16 protein-coding genes, 1 tRNA gene and 1 pseudogene are annotated in these 19370 nt (G+C 60.5%); 8 read left to right on the forward strand and 10 right to left on the reverse strand.

The window, feature by feature from the left end:
- Both ACM43_RS05910 and ACM43_RS05915 read right to left on the reverse strand, forming a co-directional pair.
- The coding region (locus tag ACM43_RS05910; protein WP_271538861.1) for an SNF2-related protein at positions 1-769 on the reverse strand (769 nt) is incomplete at its 3' end.
- Positions 770-1098: 329 nt separating this feature from the next.
- Complete coding sequence (locus tag ACM43_RS05915; protein WP_271538863.1) at positions 1099-4512, reverse strand: TM0106 family RecB-like putative nuclease; 3414 nt, start codon at positions 4510-4512, stop codon at positions 1099-1101.
- Between the two features lie 157 nt (positions 4513-4669).
- Here ACM43_RS05915 and ACM43_RS05920 point away from each other — a divergent pair, with 157 nt between their 5' ends.
- Both ACM43_RS05920 and ACM43_RS05925 read left to right on the forward strand, forming a co-directional pair.
- Positions 4670-5911: a hypothetical protein gene (locus ACM43_RS05920; RefSeq protein ID WP_271538865.1), complete on the forward strand. Its 1242-nt coding sequence runs from the start codon at positions 4670-4672 to the stop codon at positions 5909-5911.
- 28 nt (positions 5912-5939) lie between these two features.
- A complete protein-coding gene (locus ACM43_RS05925; RefSeq protein ID WP_271538867.1) occupies positions 5940-7133 on the forward strand; it encodes a hypothetical protein in 1194 nt (397 codons plus the stop codon).
- 168 nt (positions 7134-7301) lie between these two features.
- On the opposite strand, the gene ACM43_RS05930 is transcribed toward ACM43_RS05925, so the two are convergent.
- Positions 7302-7376, reverse strand: a tRNA-Glu gene (locus ACM43_RS05930).
- 57 nt (positions 7377-7433) lie between these two features.
- Positions 7434-7778, reverse strand: coding sequence for a hypothetical protein (locus tag ACM43_RS05935; RefSeq protein WP_271538869.1), 345 nt, complete (start codon positions 7776-7778; stop codon positions 7434-7436).
- Between ACM43_RS05935 and ACM43_RS05940 the strand changes: the two genes are divergently transcribed.
- Positions 7777-8784, forward strand: a complete 1008-nt coding sequence (locus ACM43_RS05940) for an RluA family pseudouridine synthase (protein ID WP_271538871.1) — start codon at positions 7777-7779, stop codon at positions 8782-8784. The genes ACM43_RS05935 and ACM43_RS05940 overlap by 2 nt on opposite strands.
- Positions 8785-9002: 218 nt before the next feature.
- Positions 9003-9902, forward strand: coding sequence for an RNA polymerase sigma factor RpoH (gene rpoH, locus ACM43_RS05945; RefSeq protein WP_157285013.1), 900 nt, complete (start codon positions 9003-9005; stop codon positions 9900-9902).
- Between the two features lie 121 nt (positions 9903-10023).
- Here the strand turns inward: rpoH and ACM43_RS05950 are convergent, their stop codons facing one another.
- From ACM43_RS05950 to ACM43_RS05965, 4 genes are all read right to left on the reverse strand, one after another.
- Positions 10024-10650 (reverse strand): peptidoglycan recognition protein family protein, encoded by a 627-nt coding sequence (locus ACM43_RS05950; protein WP_271538873.1) that lies wholly within the window; start codon positions 10648-10650, stop codon positions 10024-10026.
- 34 nt (positions 10651-10684) lie between these two features.
- Positions 10685-11884, reverse strand: a complete 1200-nt coding sequence (locus tag ACM43_RS05955; protein ID WP_271538875.1) for a GGDEF domain-containing protein — start codon at positions 11882-11884, stop codon at positions 10685-10687.
- Between the two features lie 583 nt (positions 11885-12467).
- Positions 12468-13079: a LysE family translocator gene (locus tag ACM43_RS05960; protein ID WP_157285016.1), complete on the reverse strand. Its 612-nt coding sequence runs from the start codon at positions 13077-13079 to the stop codon at positions 12468-12470.
- 44 nt (positions 13080-13123) lie between these two features.
- The gene (locus ACM43_RS05965; RefSeq protein ID WP_271538877.1) at positions 13124-13498 is read right to left on the reverse strand and encodes a response regulator; all 375 of its coding nucleotides are present in this window, start codon (positions 13496-13498) and stop codon (positions 13124-13126) included.
- A gap of 121 nt (positions 13499-13619) precedes the next feature.
- On the opposite strand from ACM43_RS05965, the gene ACM43_RS05970 reads away from it, so the two are divergent.
- The gene (locus ACM43_RS05970) at positions 13620-14450 is read left to right on the forward strand and encodes an SDR family NAD(P)-dependent oxidoreductase (RefSeq protein ID WP_271538880.1); all 831 of its coding nucleotides are present in this window, start codon (positions 13620-13622) and stop codon (positions 14448-14450) included.
- A gap of 136 nt (positions 14451-14586) precedes the next feature.
- Here ACM43_RS05970 and ACM43_RS05975 read toward each other — a convergent pair whose 3' ends face one another.
- On the reverse strand, positions 14587-15393 hold the full coding sequence (locus ACM43_RS05975; protein WP_271538882.1) for a lytic murein transglycosylase: 807 nt from the start codon (positions 15391-15393) through the stop codon (positions 14587-14589).
- 582 nt (positions 15394-15975) lie between these two features.
- Between ACM43_RS05975 and ACM43_RS05980 the strand changes: the two genes are divergently transcribed.
- Positions 15976-16212, forward strand: coding sequence for a hypothetical protein (locus ACM43_RS05980; RefSeq protein ID WP_157285020.1), 237 nt, complete (start codon positions 15976-15978; stop codon positions 16210-16212).
- A gap of 18 nt (positions 16213-16230) precedes the next feature.
- On the opposite strand, the pseudogene ACM43_RS05985 reads toward ACM43_RS05980, so the two are convergent.
- Positions 16231-16607 (reverse strand): annotated as a pseudogene (locus tag ACM43_RS05985) (thiol-disulfide oxidoreductase DCC family protein).
- A gap of 118 nt (positions 16608-16725) precedes the next feature.
- Between ACM43_RS05985 and ACM43_RS05990 the strand changes: the two are divergent.
- Both ACM43_RS05990 and ACM43_RS05995 read left to right on the forward strand, forming a co-directional pair.
- Positions 16726-18846 (forward strand): GNAT family N-acetyltransferase, encoded by a 2121-nt coding sequence (locus ACM43_RS05990; RefSeq protein ID WP_271539813.1) that lies wholly within the window; start codon positions 16726-16728, stop codon positions 18844-18846.
- A complete protein-coding gene (locus ACM43_RS05995) occupies positions 18839-19306 on the forward strand; it encodes an ASCH domain-containing protein (RefSeq protein ID WP_271538883.1) in 468 nt (155 codons plus the stop codon). The genes ACM43_RS05990 and ACM43_RS05995 overlap by 8 nt, the downstream gene beginning before the upstream one ends.
- The last annotated feature ends 64 nt before the right edge of the window (positions 19307-19370 follow it).

Here is a 19370-nt window from a genome sequence, read left to right on the forward strand (position 1 = left end):
TCCGCGCGCTCTCGCGTTTGTCGTCGATGAAACGGCGGGCGAACATACCTTCATTGCCGAAGGGGTTTTCGTGACCGCGCGCAACGCTAAGCAGATCGACCAGTGAATAGAGGTCCCAGAGCCGATTTTGGATCGGAGTCGCCGTCAGCATCAACACATAGCGAAAGCGGCGCTGCTGAAGAGCTCGATGAAAGACTTTTGCGACCTGCGGTGTGGGATCGACACCATAGAGATTGCGAAGCTTGTGGGCTTCGTCCAGCACTAACATGTCAAATCGGTCGTCAGGAATCTTGTCCAAATGCGAGCGCGCCGAATGATATGTCGTGATGACGGCCCCCACGTCGTCAGGTTCAGCGGAAACAAGTTTGCTTCCGGTGACAACCTCACCCGGGATATCGAACTTCGTCCCAAGCTCATCCTTCCATTGAGGGCCAAGCAGTTTGGGGGCAACTATTAGGATCTTAGCAACGCGATTTCGGGCGATAAGCTCACTCGCCACGAGTCCCGCCGATATGGTTTTGCCGAGACCGACATCGTCCGCCAGCAGGGTCACCGGCAGACGTCGGCAGAAGGTGATGAGGTTTTGGACTTGGTGATGGAAAGGATCGAGGCGCTCCTTCCAGCGGAACTCCGATTTAAAATCGTCTCGGCTCTCAATCACGATCGGGTCCATCAGCCCCCATTCCAGCGCGGCCCGATACACGGTATAGTCTTCTGGCGACTTCGCTCGCCGCAAAATCTTGGTCTGTAGCCCCTGCCCCGACGCCATTGCACCCGCCCCTTTTGCAACCAGAGTGACGCTAGGCGCGGGCCGCGGCAAGCCCTTCTTTCGCCAAATCTTCCAAAGACTTAAGTCTGTACGCCGTACGGCCTCCTCTACAGGCGCAGCCTAGCTGCCCACTCGGTGCCGGCGGGCCACACAGCTTCTGAACCACGGCGACAGTTTCTGGCAGGATGAGTGTCGAGTAGGCCGCGCACCCCGTAGTGGCCAGGACCACGGACGAATGGCTAAATGTCTAGAAATCGGCGCTCGCAGTCTATGCTTCGGCATCAACTTTGATTATGCGGGAGGGTCGGCAGGCGAGCGCGTTGTCTCGACTAGAGGGTGATCGTCTGTGCCAGTTCAAGGTAACGACAGAACGCGTTCGCCAGTTGCATTTGGCGCGGTGTTTTGCATTCGGCCTCGAAGATAGCCGGAGACGCGACCATGATCGCGAGACATTTCGCACGAGAAATCGCAACGTTCAGGCGATTGGCGCTGTAGAGAAATTCCATTCCGCGCGGCGCATCGGCGTGAGATGATGTCGCTAGAGAATAAATCGCGATGGCGGCCTCTTGCCCCTGGAATTTGTCGACGGTGCCGACGTGCGCACCGGGAATGCGTTGCTGAATTTCAAAAACCTGCGCGTTATAGGGAGCGATGATTATAATATCAGAAAGCTCCGGCACTATGGTTTTGCCGTCCCTGTCCGTCCACTGCGTTCCTGAAGACAGCAAAGCGGTCACGATCCGGGCAACCGCTTCAGCCTCTTCGCTCGAACTGGACTGGTTGCCGGTATGAGGAACCGGCACGTACCGCAGCCCTGTTCCGAGAAATACCCCGGTTGAGGTCACATTCTGCTGCGCGCACTTAGGCACCGCGTGCAGTTTGCTGTCGTAAAACAGCTCTGAATGGAAGGCGGTGATCGCCGGGTGCATCCGCCAGGTCTCCTCCAGAAAGAGGCCTTGATCAGGGGCAATCGTCTGGCGACCGGCGAGGATGTGATGAAGCGCTGATACGCCGGTCCCGTCCGGATGCGATCCCTGCATGGGCTGGTCCAACTGCTGGGGATCGCCCAACAGAATGACCTGGGGAGCGGCCTGCGAAACGGCCAGAACATTGGCCAGCGACATCTGCGCGGCTTCATCAACGAAGAGAACGTCAACGCTGTTCGCCACATCCTCGCGCGCCCAGAAGAATGACGTGCCGCCCAGGATAGCGATTTCGCCGGAGCTGATCGCCGCAATCGCCCTAGGATTATCAGAATAAACAAGTACGTCATCGGTTTCAGAGCCTTTGTCCGGGCATCGATGCCCGGCCTTGACGGCCTGTCCCGTGGCCAGTGCCACTTCGATCGCCTTGTTGATCAGATTGCGAATGACTTTGTGGCTGTTAGCGGTGACGCCGACGCGCTTGCCGTCTTTGAGCAGACGACAAGTCATGTGCGCACCGGTGAAGGACTTCCCGGTGCCGGGTGGCCCCTGGATCGGTAGGACACCGCCTGAAAGCGCAGGAGCGATCCGAAGCGCACCCTCCAGAGTGCCTTCGCTTTCGATGCGGAGCGGCGCGGTACCAAGCCGCGGCGGCAATCGAAGCAGAAGGTCACGCGCCGCCTGATATTCCCCCACGCCTTCGATACCGTGTTCGGCGACGTAGGTGCCAAGGCGCAGAAGCGATTCCTGTTGCTCCTTCGTGGGAATATGCGTGTGCTCGAAGACGGCGTCCGGATGGATATCCGCCGTCTTCTTGGACTTCTTGATATCGATCGTGAGGTCGTCCTGGGAGATGGCGGCGGCCGACCCGAACTTCTCTCCTCCCAGGGCATATAGGTCAGCTTCGTCGCGAATATCGGTATCCTGCGGGGCAAACCTGTACCGATCTGTGGGAATGCCCTGTTTGCTTCGCTCTACCGTCATTACGAATTCCAGGCTGCTGAGGCCCGCCTTTTCATCAAGCAGCTCCTCGGCCGTCAGCGCCGCCAACCGAAAATACTCCCACCAGATCGCTTTTTCCTCCCGCCGATGCCAGTCCAGCGAGTGCGCCAGAATAAAGCGGCCAAGCTGTTCCGGCGTACGTTCGACGGGGTCGATCGGGATTTCGTGCGTCAGCCGGCCGATCAGTTCTTTGACGCGCGCTTCATGGTCCGCGATATCGTCGCTTGGACCATCACTGCCCGGTTCTGGCCGATCAATCGCGGCACCATCTGAAATCGCCTGCGCGCGCAAATGCTCGAGCCAATCCCGCAAGGCCGCTGTGGAATTGCAATCGTCCTGATTGTATGCGGCCACAGCCTGGCGTGCCGACTCATCGATCGACCGCGTATCGCCCAGTTCCAGGCCCGCCTGAATAGCCGCCAGCGCCACGTTTGCATACTGGAGCGGCATCATGCGCGTAAAGGCGTAGAATGGCTCCAGCTTCTTGATCGAATAGCTCTCGACGCTTGCCCTGATCGAATTACGCACGACCGAATAAAGGTCAACCATCACCTTGCCGCGCAGAAGATTATCTACCTCTGTTTGTCGCGTGGCATAGCGCCCCATGAGGCGCTTCAACGCGCCGGGTTCATAGGGCGCGTAGTGATAGACGTGCATCTGCGGGAAGTCGGCGCGCCTTGCCGTGACGAAGTCCATGAACGTCTCAAAGATCGTCTTTTCGGACGCGCGGTCGAATGCCCACTGCGCTTCGTAATGGTCGCTACCCACCGCGTCGCGGTAGCGATAGCCGAACAAATATTCAAAACCGCCTTCGCCGATGAACGGGTCTCCTTCGATATCAAAGAAGACATCGCCCGGAGACGGTGGAGGCAAAAGGTAGAGGCCCGTTCCAGGGATAAAATCGAGCAGTTCGTGGCGCAAAGTACCGGTCTCACGCGCTTCAACCTGAACACGCGCCTGCTCCCTTGCCTTAACGTAGCTGGCAACAGACCCCCGCTTCGGGCTCCACGACAGAGGAACAGGCATTGCAGAGAGCGCCTTGACTGTCGCGATGCCATTAGTGCGCAGCTCGTTCATCTGTGGCGCGGAGACGTTCGCCACCAGACAGAGATGGTCATCGGCGCGCCTGCGCGCATCGCATTGCGGCTCCCAGCGACATACGTCGCAATGGGTCTTCGGATCAGGATAGACAGTGTTGGCAGTGTCAATACCGCCGTCCACTGCCCTCTGAGCGGCGCACTGCGCCTTGCGAAAGAACGCCATATAATCGGCAACACGGAATTGCTGCGGACGGAAGTCAGACCATGGCGCTACGACGTAGACGAACTCCGGCTCGACGCCCTGCATGGCAGCAAGGAGCTGCGCGTAGAGGCATAGCTGCAAGATGGTGCCGCCCTTAGTTTCGCGGGCAAGCTTGGTATCGATGATCTCGTAGGACCAGTCCCCCAGGGCACTTGGTGTTTCCACTCGCCGCAGAATGTCGGCGCGTCCTACCCAGTTCCCGTCGCGCACGGCTGCCTGGACGATGATCGCGTGACCAGCCTGCATCGCTTCGCGCGTTTGGGTCACGGCATCATCCGTAACATCGACGCCCTCGATCAGGAACGGCTCGAAGCCGTTAGCCCTCAAGTGACAGAGGAAGGCCTGTTCGTGCTTCTGGCCGCGCTCGCGCAAAATGTCGAGGAGCGGGTCCCAGCGCACAGGTTTAGGCAGCAAACCCTGTGTGACCTTGAGATCGACGCTGGTCAAGTGCGTGCAATAAAGATTGCCCACGAGATCGTGGGCACTGAGCACTAAAGCGCTGCCGACTTTTTGCATTATCCAAGCCCCAAAGGCGCAAAGGCAATCGGGCACGCGCCCGCGCTTGGCCAGGCCCGATTATACACTCAACCCACAGATGTCTCGCAATCCCTACTCCATTGAGGATTAGGGAGGAGTATATTGCTGTCTCCCAGATTCGCTAACGGACCCCCAGATGCGTTACGGCCAACCTGAGCTGCTGTTCAATAAAATTGGCATGCACGATCTCATGTACCGCCAGGAGCAGAGTGCCACGGCAGCGCCCGCTGGTATCAACGATAACGTTCTTCTCAACACGCCCACCGAGGACCTGGTCGAAGAGCTAGCGGAGAAATACCGCCTCAACGTTCCAGTCCTCGATCGATCCAACGCCGAGGCTGAGCACTCCGAAGGGCCTGTTGAAGTCTACGACTACTTTTCTCGCGACTATGGTGGGAGCGACGGACGCCGCACGGTACAGGGCAGCATCGTCGAACTGACCGTTCCCTACACGGGAGACCGAGGGCTCTTCGACGTCCAGCCGACGACTTTTGACAGCGGTCCGCCGCGCGCACAAATCGGTGGGAACCACGTTGTCGTCAGGCATTCGAATCGTGAGTTAAAGCCCGAAGAGGCTAACAAAGCCTTGAATGGGGTGCTGGACGACATCGAGCGATACTTGACCTGGCAGCGAGCTACCGCCGAGCCCTTCAATGAGCGGATCAAGGTGCGCCTGCGCGAGGCCATTGAAGCCCGAAAGGTCAAAGTCCTGAAGGACCGCAACTCGGTTGCGAACCTCGGATTTAAACTGAAGGGTCGCGCGGACGCTCCCAAGACCTATGTCGCGCCAGTGATGCGCAAGAAGATCGTGCCGACCATTCCGAAACCGGCAGCCCTGGCTACGTTCAAGCCCGAGCCGATGCTCGATGACCAGACCTATTCTGAAATACTGAAGATCATCGAGAACATGACACTCGTTATGGAGCGTAGCCCGTCTGCCTTCGCATCGATGGGCGAAGAAGATATCCGGCAACATTTCCTGGTCCAGTTGAACGGTCAGTTCGAGGGTGCGGCTTCAGGCGAGACATTTAACTTCACCGGCAAGACCGACATCCTCATCCGGGTCGAAGGGCGCAACATCTTCATCGCCGAATGTAAGTTTTGGAGCGGTCCGAAGGCGTTCACAGAGACGATCGACCAACTGCTTGGGTATTTGAGCTGGCGGGATACTAAGGCCGCCGTAATTATCTTCAGCCGCAATAAGGACTTTTCCAGCGTCCTGAAGAGCATTCAAGAAACAACGGACGCTTATCCTCACAAGAAACGCGGGCCGACCAAAGATGGTGATATTCGCCTAAGATACATTTTTGGCAATCCCGCGGACCATAACCGCGAGGTATTTTTGACGGTCTTGGCATTCAATGTCCCGAGCACCTAAAGCGAAGGGGCCGCCGCTCTGGTGGCCGATGTTCAGCCTGCCGAACGTCCAGGTCAAATTCCCGATCGAAGTCGAGGGATTTGCGCTCGTGCCCACCGATGACTTCCGCATCGAGGCCATCAAGGAGAAGCAGCCCCGCATGGGCAGCTTCCTAAAGCGGTTCAAGACCGAATTCGGCGACGCCGTCGAGCCGAGCACCATCATCTGGCGCAAGGACAAGCCCGACACCTACCGCTCCATTAGCGCCATATCCGGCTTTCGCGACCTCGTATCGATGTCGGTCATTCCCCTGAGCTGGGCGAAGACGCATAGGTTCGGCCACGGCCAGGGGCCGATGTATTCCGACACCTTCGCTGTTTATCCTTGGATGGTAGACAACCGAGGAGAAGGTCTCATCACGCAGACACCATCGCTTCTCGGATATTACGAAGTGAAGCTGCTCCGCGGCCAGACAATGGCCGCCCTTTCCTTTCATCAGCTCGACCGCCGCGACGTCGATATGCTGCTACTCAATGAGCTATTGAAGCGCTGGGAGCGGTGCTTCGCGACCGACCGCCCGGCTGTCGAGGATGAGCGGCTGTTTCGCTCGCTCAACATGGCAAACGCCGCCGCCAAGCTCCCGGCTGGCGCAGATACTAACCTCTACGACGTCGTCCGATCAGCGGCGTTGTGGGCGAGCGCTTTTGAAATCCTCTATCCGGCGAAGAACCAGGCCTTCAAGGGCGTCTATGCCGCCCTCGAAAGCATCACATGGAATCTCTCAGCCTGCTCGGACAAGAAGTACCAGGTGTTCGGCGACAAGAACGGTCGGCGCCGCAGCCTACCGGTTTGGCTGTTCGGCGAAATCAACTCGCTGCGGAATGACGCCCTGCACGGCAATCCGATTCCGCCAGGCCGTTTGACCGTGGCTCCTGCGAAGCAGCCGCTCCACATGTTTGCGGCGCCCCTATACCGGATGATATTGACCGCCTATCTGGATTTAAAGTTGGCGCCTAAGAGGCCGGTAGGAGGACGGCTGCCTTACGAGAGTTTCAGGCTCGACCACTTCGAGTCCGGCGAATACCAGCGGAATATCGAGGCCGGGCTCTCTACCATCATGTACACGCCAGAGGAAAACCGGGCGAGGCGCCAGGGTGATGCCAGCGATGCTTGGGCACGTGGCCAAGCAATCAAGAAGGCCATCGAGGAAGTCGAGGGCAAGGGCAAAGGCGACGCCGGATAGATCCTCTCAAAGAACATCCGGTTCATCACGGAGCTGCGGGATCTATGCGCGCGAACCTGCGTGGTCGGATCACTGAATCTGCGTGTCGGGGTTCGCCAACGGCCGCCGACGCTTATTCAACGGATATTCGACGACTTCTCTATCGCGGTTCTAAGTTGTTGAATTATCTGGCGCTCCCTAGGGGAATCGAACCCCTGTTTCAGCCTTGAGAGGGCCGCGTCCTAACCGCTAGACGAAGGGAGCGTGAGGGCTAGCCAATAGCCTCGAAATTTGTCCGCCGCAAGGACCCCGAGGGGCCTTTTACGGCTCATTGGCGAATTTCAGCCGTCCGGCCGACTTCAGGGTAAGGGCATCGAAGGTGCGGATCTCGATGACCCCGCCGAGATCCAGCGTCACTACGAGGCGGTCGCCGGCGACCCCGGTCGAGACGATTTTCGCGCCCTTGGGCAGGGTGGCAGTGACATCGCTTGCCGCTTCGACCGCCCTTCCCTCCGACTTGAAAAGGCGGTAGCCCACCGCGATCAGCACGGCGCAGAACGCCAGCGCCGTGGTCAACCCCGCGATCAGCATCATCCGCCGCGCCCGCGCGAACAGCGCGGCCTGCTCGGGGGTCGGTTCGGGAACAGCGGTATCAGACGTCGTCATGGAAAGCCCTGGGTCAGCGCAAAGGTTGGAGGTTGTGGTCGAAGGCTCCGAGGGCTCGGCCCGGCTCGACCGCGTGCTGGCGGCGCGCCTGCCGGAGCTGTCGCGATCGAGGCTGAAAGCCCTGATCCTGGCGGGCGCAGTGCACCTGAAGGCCTCCGCGGTCCGCGACCCCGCTTATCACGTCGCATCCGGCGATACGATCATAATCGACGTGCCGGAAGCGGCGCCCGCCGAGCCCAAGGGGGAGGACATCGCCCTCGATATCGTGTTCGAGGACGACGACATCGTCGTCCTCAACAAGCCCAAGGGCCTCGTCGTGCACCCCGCGGCCGGTCACGAGACCGGCACCCTGGTGAATGCGCTGATCGCCCATTGCGGCGCCTCGCTCTCCGGCATCGGCGGCGTGCGCCGGCCCGGGATCGTGCACCGGCTCGACAAGGACACGACCGGGCTGATGGTGGTTGCCAAGAACGATCTCGCCCACGCTTCATTGACGGCGCAATTCGCCGATCACGGCCGCACCGGCGCGATGCGGCGCGGCTACATGGCATTCGCCTGGGGCGTGCCGAACCGGCACCGCGGCACCGTCGATGCGCCGATCGACCGGCATCCGCATGCACGCGAGAAGATGGCCGTGCGCCAGGGTGGCCGCGAGGCGGTGACGCATTGGGAAATCCTGGAGAGCTTTCATGGACGCGACGGCAAGGGCGTCGCCGCCCTGCTCGCCTGCGAGCTCGAGACCGGCCGCACCCATCAGATCCGCGTCCATCTCGCCCATATCGGCCACCCCCTGATGGGCGATGCCGTCTATGGCCCGCATTTCAAGACCAAGGCCAACCAGCTCGGCCCCGACTCGCAGGCGGCTTTGGCGGCGCTGGGGCGTCAGGCCTTGCACGCTTACCTGCTGGTGTTGGAGCACCCGAGGACGGGAGAATTACTGCACTGGGAGGCGCCTTTGCCGGAGGATTTGCTTCTCCTGGAACGGGCGCTCCAGGCGGCGCTATGACGCAGGCCGCTTCAGAAAGCCTTTACATTACAAAAAGTTATAGCTGCCACACGGGGACGTGACGTCAGCAATCCTTCCCTTTTTGACTCCCGATGGGGTATATTGCGTCTGCGTTGAAATGACCAACGCGGAACATCGCAGCTACGGCCGGCTTTAACACAGCGGTCGTCTGCCTGGCCCGCCGCTATCGGGGGCCTGAACCTTTTGGAGGGCGCACTATGGCCCGTACCGCTGCTTTGCCGGTCCTCAATGGAGAATCCGGCCTTTCTCGCTACCTCGCCGAGATCCGCAAATTCCCGATGCTGGAACCGCAGGAGGAGTACATGCTCGCCAAGCGTTGGCGCGAGCATGACGATCGCGACGCGGCACACCAACTCGTCACCAGCCATCTCCGCCTCGTGGCCAAGATCGCCATGGGTTATCGCGGCTACGGCCTGCCGATCTCCGAGGTCGTCTCGGAAGGCAATGTCGGCCTGATGCAGGCGGTGAAGCGATTCGAACCCGAGAAGGGATTCCGTCTCGCCACCTACGCCATGTGGTGGATCAAGGCGTCGATTCAAGAGTACATCCTGCGTTCGTGGTCGCTCGTGAAGATGGGCACCACCGCGAACCAGAAGAAGCTGTTCTTCAACCTTCGCAAGGCGAAGAGCAAGATCAACGCGCTGGACGAGGGCGATCTCCGCCCCGACCAGGTCAAGATGATCGCCAAGCGCCTCGGCGTCACCGATCAGGACGTGATCGACATGAACCGCCGACTCGGTGGCGATGCGTCGCTCAACGCACCGATCCGCGACGACGGCGAAGCCGGCGAATGGCAGGACTGGCTGGTCGACAACACGCCCAACCAGGAAGCCATGATGGCAGAGCACGAGGAGTATGATCACCGCCGTGACGCGCTGAACGGCGCCATGGGCGTGCTCAACCCGCGCGAACGCCGCATCTTCGAGGCCCGCCGCCTCGCCGATGAGCCGATGACGCTGGAAGACCTTGCTGCCGAGTTCGGCGTGTCGCGCGAGCGCGTCCGCCAGATCGAGGTCCGCGCCTTCGAGAAGGTGCAGTCCGCGGTCAAGGGCACGATCGCAAAGGCCGAACAGGCCGCGCTGGAAGCCGCGCACTAAGCGCGGCGGTTCAGCGCCAGAGATTGGCGGATCGAGAGAGACGAAAAGCCGGCGGCAACGCCGGCTTTTTTGTTGGTGTGATGCGAACTGCGCCCGATAGCGGTGCGTGTGGGCACACCGCCTATTCCCCCCATTGCCTTGCCATCGTCGCGAGCGTGCAGCCTTCGCAATAGCGGGCGTCCTTGTAGTCGATCCAGTTGTGCGCGTAGACCCGCTCGAGCGGGATGTCGTAGCGCGCGCGCAGCACCTTGACGAGGATCTTCCACGCCGCGACCTGTGCCGCCGTCGGCCCCGTCGTCACGTCGGGATAATTGCCGGCGAACTCGACGCCGATCGAATTGTCGCGCAGGACCTGGCGATAGGTCGGACGATTGTCGATGTACTTGTTGTCGTTGCGGTTGGCGCCATCGCCGTGGGTCGGCACGAGGTTCTCGGCGACCGCCCAATAGACCGTGCCGTCGGTCTCGACCCAGACCGTGACGCCGCGCCGCGTCGGGTTCTTCGCCTGCGCCTGCGCGCCGCCGCGGGCCGAGCCCGCAGGTCCCTCGGTCTGGTGCACGATGATGTTGCGCCAGGATCTTGCGCTAGCGACGTCGCCCCACGGCGCCAGCCAGACGATCTTCAAGCCGGGGATGTCGGGCGTGCCGGAGGCGCGCGCGAGCCTGGCGAGTTCGGCATCCGCAGCAGCGGCGGGGACGATCGGAAGGAGAGCGACCAGGACGGCCACGGGCAGGCGAAACGTCATCATGCAAGGTCCCATGCGACCTCGAGCCTAACAGGCTTTACGCGAATGTCCTCACCGTCCCGACAGACTCGGGCGACAGCCGCGGGGCGGGGTCATAGACCGCAAAATCGTTCTTGCCGTTCTTCTTGGCGGCATAGAGGGCGTGGTCGGCATTGGCCATCAGGCGGTCCGGGAATTGCCCGATGCCGCGGTCCCACTCCGCAACACCGATCGAGATCGCAATCTGAATGTCGCGGCCGCTGCAACTGGCGGCGTCCTGACGGCAGACTTCGAGCACGCGGCGGGCGATCGCGGCAGCCTCGCGCAGCGACGAGGACGGCAGCACGATGCAGAACTCGTCGCCACCGGTGCGGGCGAGCATGTCGCCGGGCCGCAGTCGCGTCTGCGCCGTCAGGGTGAAGTGCCTGAGGCAGGCATCGCCGGCGGCATGGCCGTGGGTGTCGTTGATGGTCTTGAAGCCGTCGAGGTCGATCAGCAGCAGCGAGAACGGCTCACCGCTGCGCTCCGACCGTGCGCATTCCTCCGACAGACGCTTCAGCAGATGCCGCCGGTTGGCCACGCCGGTGAGATCGTCGAGCAGCGCGAGGTCGGCGACCTCGCCTCGCAAGCTGTCCATCGCCATCAGCAGGAAGCCGAAATTAAGGGTCATCGACAGGAACAGCAGCCCGAGCACCATGATCGCATGGGCCTGGCCGCCGGCGCGCGCCGAGAGATCATAGCCAAGCATATTGCCCACGGTGCGCGCGAGCAGAATCGCGATGATGCTGAGGATGACGATGCCGGACAGCTTGGCGCCCGGACTGACGCGGCCTTCCGGCGACAACAACAGACGCAGCGCCAGCATCAGCGGCAGGGCCTGACCGAACGTGTAGCTCAGCATGCGCAGCTGCATGTGCTCGAAGCCGACCATGAAGAGCACGACGCCGACAAGGCTCAAGCACCCCGTCGCGGTCATCAGGCGCCACGAGACCGGACGGTCGTAGAAGCGCTGAATGCCCATGGCGGCAAGGCAGCTCGCAGCGATGACGCCGCCGGCGCCGAGCAGCAGCGGCAGGGGAGAGGCGACGAACAGACGGATCAAGGCCGTCATCGCGCCGGCGGCACCGACGAAGGCCGATGCCATCCAGAACCGCGCAGCCGCGAAATTCGGATAGGAACGCGTCACGTAGGCCCAGATCACGCCGAGCGCCAGGAAGTTGACGACGAAGACCGTCCACAATGTCGGTACGTTCAGCATGACGCGTACAGCACGCGCAGCGTCCCGCCCCCCGATCCCGGCAGCCGTCCGTCCATGACCCATCCCCGTTTTCTTGCGGAAGACAATGCGATGGTTGCGCTTAATGGAGTCTCACTGCGGCTCGCGAAAACGCGCCCTTGGTTTTGGATTCATGAACGGCACGCGGCTATTGCCGGATCGTTAAGGCTGTCGCGGCCGATGGCCGTGCTGACGCGTGGAGCGGATTCGCGCCAAAAATCACCCGAAAATGCATCTGAGCTGTGGATAACAGGATGACACGGATGTGACGACGCGGGGCAGCCGGCTCCGAATCTGCTGAGTTTGTCGTCGAGGATGTTGCGAGGCTGGCCCTCCGCCGAGCACCCTCGTGTCGCGTTCCACCATTAACCCTTGAGAGGATACTATGGCTAAGAAAGCGAAGAAGGCGGCGAAGAAGAAGGCGAAAAAGGCCAAGAAGGCGAAGAAGAAGTAACGAGGCTTCTGTTTCTTTGCCCGGGTGGAGCGAGCTCCGCCCGGGCGTCGGATCGATCGCAGGCGGCGGGCGCAAGGCCCGCTTTTTTATTGCGAGAGAGGTGACGAAGACCTACCGCTCCGACAAGGCCAGCTTGGCGCCGAGCGCGGCGAAGCCGGCGGCAAAGGAGCGGCGCAGCCAGGCCATGACGGCCGGGCGGGAGATGACGCGCTCGCGCACCGCGGCGGCGCAGAAGCCGTAGAGGACGAACACCGCAAAGGTCATCGCCATGAAGGCGCCGCTCAATTCCAGCATGCGCGCCAGCACATGGGCCTCGTCTGCCGCAATGAATTGCGGCAGGAAGGCGAGAAAGAAGATCGACAGTTTTGGATTGAGGATGTTGATCAGGAAGCCGGTGACGATGACGCGGCTGCTCGACCGCTCGCGGATGTCGCCGCCAACCGCCAGCGCCCCGGTCTCGCGCAGCGCCTGCCAGGACATATAGAGCAGATAGGCGACGCCGCACCATTTCAGCGCGGCGAAGGCGAGCGCGCTGGTGTGGAGCACGGCGGCAAGACCGAGCATCGCCGCCGCCATGTGCGGCACGATGCCGAGCGTGCAGCCGAAGGCGGCCGCCACGCTGGCGCGCGAACCGCGGGTCAGCGCTGCGGCGAGCGTGTAGAGCACGCCGGTGCCGGGGGAAGCGACGACGATGAGCGAGGTGAGCAGGAAGGACCAGGTCATGGTCCGACCTTATCACCGCAGCGCGCTGCGAGAAAGCGGGCGCGTCAGGACAGCTGAGCGATCTCGGCCTCGCGCAGCACGTCGAGCGGCGCCCAGGGCTTGGCCCAGAATTTGGCGCCGTCGGGCAAGGGCTGCTTCAACGGGCGTCCCGACGTGACGACGACGTCGAGCTTGGGATTGCGGTGCTTGGCGACATGTGCGAGCTCGACGCCGTTCATGCGGCCGGCCAGCTGGACGTCGGTCAGCATCAGGCAGAGCGCGCCGGCGTTCTTGTCGAGCACGCGCTCGGCGGCCTCGGCGCTTTCGCACTGGATGACCTGATAGCCGCTCTCCTCCAGCAGGACGCAAAGCATCTCCCGCTGCATGGCGTCGTCTTCAACGATCAGCGCTGTCGCGCGTAATGGCGTCGCTTGTCCCATCGGCGGCTCCTCATGCATGCCTCCATAACGAATGTTAAAAACGGAGGCCGGATACGGTTCGGTTCCATTCTGAAAAAATGTAAAGCATAGTTCCCGCATCAGGGGCTTGACGGGGAACATCATGACGAAGATTCGAGGCGCCGCCGCCATCACGGGAGCCGCGAGCGGTATCGGCCGGGCGCTGGCGATCGAGCTCGCCCAGCGCGGCTGCGACCTCGCGCTGGCCGATCGCGACGAGAGCGGATTGAAGGCGCTCGCGGCGGAGATCGGAACAACGCGCAAGGTCAGCCTGCATCGCGTCGACGTCGGCGAGGCCGGCGACATCGCGCAGTTCGCGAGCGAAGCCATCGCCGCGCATCCTTCCCTCGGCATCGTCATCAACAATGCCGGCGTTGCGCTGATGGGCACGTTCGAGGAGATCGACCAGGCCCAGATGGACTGGCTGTTCGACATCAATTTCTGGGGCGTGGTGCACGGCACGCGCGCCTTCCTGCCGCACCTGAAGACGATGAGCGAGGCGCACGTCGTCAACCTCTCCTCGATCTTCGGCATCATCGCCCCGCCGGGCCAATCCGCCTATGCCGCGGCGAAGTTCGCCGTGCGCGGCTTCTCGGAGAGCCTGCGGCACGAGCTCAGCGTCGCGGGCAGCCCGGTGAAGCTGTCGGTCGTGCATCCCGGCGGCATCGCCACCGCGATCGCGCGCAACGCCCGCACCGGCGTCGGCATCACCGACAATGCCCGCCGCGCGCAATCGATCGAACGGTTCGAGAACGCGGCGAAGACCTCGCCGAAGGACGCGGCACTGCGCATCATCAGGGGCATCGAGCGCAACGAGCCGCGCATCCTGATCGGCAACGACGCCCGCTTCATGGACCTCCTGCAGCGCTTCCGCCCGGGAACCTATTGGGCGCCGCTGCAGCGGAAGCTGGAGAAGATGGCGAAGGGGACGTAGGCTGGGAGAGACGTTGTCTCTCCGCCGTCATTGCGAGGAGCCCTTGCGACGAAGCAATCCAGACTGTCTCTGCGGAAAGACTCTGGATTGCTTCGCTGCGCTCGCAATGACGGATGTGGCCGGCGGAGTGCCGCCGTCACTGCCCCATCAGCCGGTCCGCGAAATAGCCGATCGTCTTGCGATAGACCACCGCCCTGTTCCACTCGCGCATCGCTTCGAAGTTCGGCGTGCCCTCGCCATAGGGCTGGCCCATCTTGAAGCCGCTGGTGTGCAGGAGGTTCGCGGTCGAGGCCAGCACGTCGGGGATGCTGTGGCGGAGGTCGACATGGCCGTCGCCGTCGAAATCGACGCCGTACTTGATGTAGGACGACGGCAGGAACTGGGTCTGGCCGATCTCGCCGGCATAGGCGCCGATCATATCGCGCAGCTGGAGGTCGCCGCGTTGTACGATCTTGAGCGCGGCGAGCAGCTCGCCCTGGAACAGATCGGTGCGGCGGCAATCATGCGCCAGCGTCGCCAGCGTGCGAACCACCGGCAGCTTGCCGGTGTCGCCTTTGCCGAAATCGCTCTCGAGCCCCCAGATCGCGACCAGGATATAGCGGGGCACGCCGAATTTCTGCTCGATGCGCGACAGCAGCGCGGCATGCCGCTGCAGCATCGCGCGCCCGCCATTGATGCGGCCCGGGCCGACGCGGGTCGAGACATACTGCTCGAAGGTCTTGTTGAAGGTGTAGCGCTGGCGCCGGTCGAAGGCGAGAACCGCAGGGTCGGGTGTCACGCCACCGAGCGCCGCATGGGTTACGCTCCCCGAGACGCCGGCGGCCTGCGCCTCCTGCGCCATGCTGGCGATGAAGCCGTTGAAGTCGCCGCCGCAGCGGGCGGCCTGCGCCGACCCGCCGGAGAGAAGCACGACGACGGCGGCGGCGAGAAGCAGTCTCAGCATGTGGAGCAATCCCCCAAGAATCCCAGTGCGAAGCAGCGCTGAGGATCATGCCCGGGAACGGGATTCGCGTCAAAGCGACCAGATCGATCATAGCGGTGCACGCGACCGACGGCGCCGAAACAAAAACTGCAAAACAACCCCATGCACAGTAGACGTCAAGCGATGGCCTTTTGCTATTTTTCCGAATCAACGTTGACTGTCGGGCAAAACAGTGCTATTGTGCCAACGTCGCGAGACTCCAGACGTTGACGCCTGCGCGCCTCTCGCTGCGTTGCGAGGGCAAGTGAGATGAACAAACTGATTTGGCAATCCAAACAATTGTTTCGATGCGGGGCTGTATCACCCAGCGCATATCTGGTGCGCTCGCTGCGACATCGACGGCAACACGATTTGCCTTGCCATCCCAGCGCGCCTTCTATAGCCTTCTATCTCAGGTTGTCGCCCTGCCAGCCCCGGGCGACGCTGAAAAGATAAACGGCGGGCTTCGGCCCGCCGTTTATTGGGAAGGGCGTGGCGACGATCCCGAAAGTCATAATCCCGAAAGTCATTTGACTGCGGCGTCCTGATCGAGGACAAGCCGCCATGGCCAAAAAACCCGGAACCAACCCCAAAGGCGAATTCGCCTTCTTCAACGTCGTCTACGCCGACGATTCCCAACGCTCCAACCGCCGCGTGCCGGCCGAGCTGCTCGGCGGCCTCGACGGCGACGAACCCGCCCGCGCCTTCATCATGGAGCAGGACCGCGAGATCGCGGAGAAGAGCGGCAAGCCGGCGCTGGAGATCAAGCGGATTGAGCGGGTGGGGGCGAAGAAGAAGTAGGCGGGCACAGGCAGGCGTTCACCAGCGCCCGCTCCGTCTATTCCAGGCAAACAGCAGATCGGCAAACCGGTCATAGGCAAACCGCGTGACCGGCAGCGCCACGCGGTTGCCGAACAGCACCGCAAGCCACCCTGCCCCGGCGTCAGCCGCCAGAGCGCAATCGCAACATCCGCGCCGACGATAAGGCGTCCGGCTTCGTCAGTCGCATGCAGGCGACGCCTGATGTCGTCGAGCGAAGCGCCGAGCTGCGCCAGCGCGTCGGGCTGCTCGTTGATGTCCCTGAACTCGATCCGACCCGCGCGCACCAGCGCCAGCAGCTTGTTGCGCTGCCAGTCGATGCCGGCGTCACAGACGGGACAGCGGGTGTTGTAGTAGACAGCGAGGTGGATAGGCATCGTCGGAGCATTGGTGTCGACCCTCGCGACGTCGAGGCTGAAACCAACCGCCTGGAATTGCTTGCCATCCAATAAAAAAGAGAGGAAACAAGGAACGTCAACGCAGGGTAGCAACTTTATGGCAAAGCACTTTTTTATTCGACGAGATTTTGCAGACATCTCTCCGTTCCTGGATTTTATAAGAGCGCAAGCAGACCGAGAGCGCGATGCGCTCGGCTTCTTGCCGCAACCCGCGTATGAGGAAGCCGCTCGGCAACGTAAACTAATACTCTTGCTCGTACAGGATGGAGATGAAACGTCCTATGCCGGCCACTTACTCTTTGGTGGAATTTTTCCAATCCTGCGTGTTCGACAAATTGCTATAGCCCCGCGCTACAGACGGCACCAGCATGCAAGCACATTACTTAGAACACTTATCGCTCAAGGCGAAAATGAAGGCTATTTGAATATAGTCGCGAATGTTGCCACAGACTTGACGGGCGCCAATTCGTTCTACGAAAAGCACGGCTTCGTTTCCTCTCGCCTGAAAGCTGGCGGCAAGACTCGAAACAGAAAAATCAATGTGCGAATACTTCAACTAGATACGCCAAGCCTAATCTCTTACATGGTAGATTCCAAGGTAGCGACAGCCCTCGAAATGCTTCCAAGGAAGAGGTCTCCGGAAATCCCCATCTATGCTATCGATCTCAACGTATTCTTTGATGCGGTGAAGGTCCGAGCGCGTTCACAAGATGCGATTGCGGTGTTTGAAGCTGCGCTCAAGCACCAGATCAGAGTTGCAGCCAGTCACGAGCTTTTTGCTGAACTCAAGCGAAAGTCGAATAATCTAACTAATGATCCGATTTTGTCCCTAGCGAAAACAATTCCCACGTTGCCCGTACAGGAAAAAGCGAAAATCGAGAGCTTAAAGCCTCACATTGCCCCGCTTGTCTTCCCCGAACGATCAGCGGCAGGCAAGCTAAAATCGACGGACGAGTCAGACATCGCACATTTGGCCCATGCCGTGGCGGCAGGCGTATCTGGTTACATAACAAGCGATGAGAAGGTTCTGGCGGCTCGCGACCGTTTGATGAGGAATTTCAGCTTGGACGTGATTGGCCTATCAGAATTCGTCCACCTTCTTGACTTGCCTAACGAGATCGCGCCCGCACCATCCAAATCAACGAAAGGCTTTCGTATTCAGACGCCCACGATCGAAGAGGTGACCACGTTTCTCAAACGTGAAGGCGTCTCGACTGAGGGATACATCAGCATTTCTAAATGCCGACGTTCTGCGGTTTTTGACAATCAGGGATTGGTTGCGGTCAGCCTCCTTGATCCAGCTCCTGCTTTGGAACGACCAACCCATAGCGTTATTTGCGTTCATCAAGAGCATCCGTTTTCATCGACAATTGCAGACTTCCTCATCTCAGAACAAGTGCAACTCTGCTCCATAAGTGGAGCACGCAGCCTGCTCCTAATGGACATATCTTCACAGCCAATCACACGAAGGATCGCGCTGGGGCAGGGATTTCAGCAAGCGCATGAGCAATCAGGCCTCTTCAAAGTTTCACTAGGCACCCCCATTACAAGCACGACGTGGACGGATGCTAGATTAGTCATCGAGCGCCTTTCAGGCATGACTCTTCAAGAGAAGTGTCCTAGATATGACAAACCGGAAGTAACCGTTTCAATCAACGGCACACCGAGAACGGTGGGGCTTTTCGAACTCGAAACCCTTCTGTCCCCCACCCTCTTAGCCCTACCTCAACGCAAAGCGGTCGTCGTTCCAATTACTCCCACCTTTGCCGCAGATCTCCTCGGCACCGACGCTCAGTATACGTTTTTGGATGTTCCGGAAGCGCAGTTCTTATTTCGCCGGACTTATTTCAACACAGTCAGAGCTGCACGTGCTATGATTCGAGGATCGATTATCGCGTTCTACGAATCTTCAAGAGGCGGAAAGGGACGCGGAGCGATTGTTGCTTTGGGACGGATTGTGGACGTGACCTCGATCCCCGCGAACAACGCACCGGAACTTCTTCAACGAGGTGGCGTCGTTGACGACATTGAAGCCTTGACTAAATCCGATAGAATTCTTGCGACAACATTCGACAACCTCCTCGTACTGAACAAACCCGTCTCATTCAAAAAACTGCGCGAGCTAGGTTGCGTCAGCGGAGCAAACTTTGTGTCTGCGACGCCGATAACGGCCAAACAATTAGTTTCAATTGTTCAGGCCGGGTTTCCCGATGACTGATGCGAACGAAATTTTGATCTCGCTTAAACCGCGGCACGCGGAAAGCATTTTTGGTGGAACAAAGACCGTTGAGCTAAGAAAGAGGCGGCTCAACGTAGAGCCTGGTTGCCGGATTTGGATCTATGCAACGATTCCGACGGCGGCAATTCTTGGTTATGCACGCCTCGACCGAATAGAGGCCGCGCCTCCATCGCAACTCTGGAAGAAATTGGGGTCAAAGACCGGCATATCACGCGAGGAATTCGAGGCATATTTTCAGGGCTGCAAGGTCGCATATGGCTTAGTTCTAGCGGACGTAATGGAAATGGAAGCACCTTTACCGCTCGCCAGAATTCGGGAAATTATCGACGACTTTCATCCTCCTCAATTCTATTGCCACCTCAATGGCGCACGAAGATCGATGCGACTCTCGCACCGAAAGTATAGGCCGATTGAGAAGCAAATGAGCCTCTTTGCCTGACTGAACTCCTCAAACGGATAGAACACAAAAAAACGGCGGGCCTGTGCCCGCCGCTTTCGTTTGA

Source organism: Bradyrhizobium sp. CCBAU 45321, assembly GCF_028128975.1.
Classification (GTDB): domain Bacteria; phylum Pseudomonadota; class Alphaproteobacteria; order Rhizobiales; family Xanthobacteraceae; genus Bradyrhizobium; species Bradyrhizobium yuanmingense.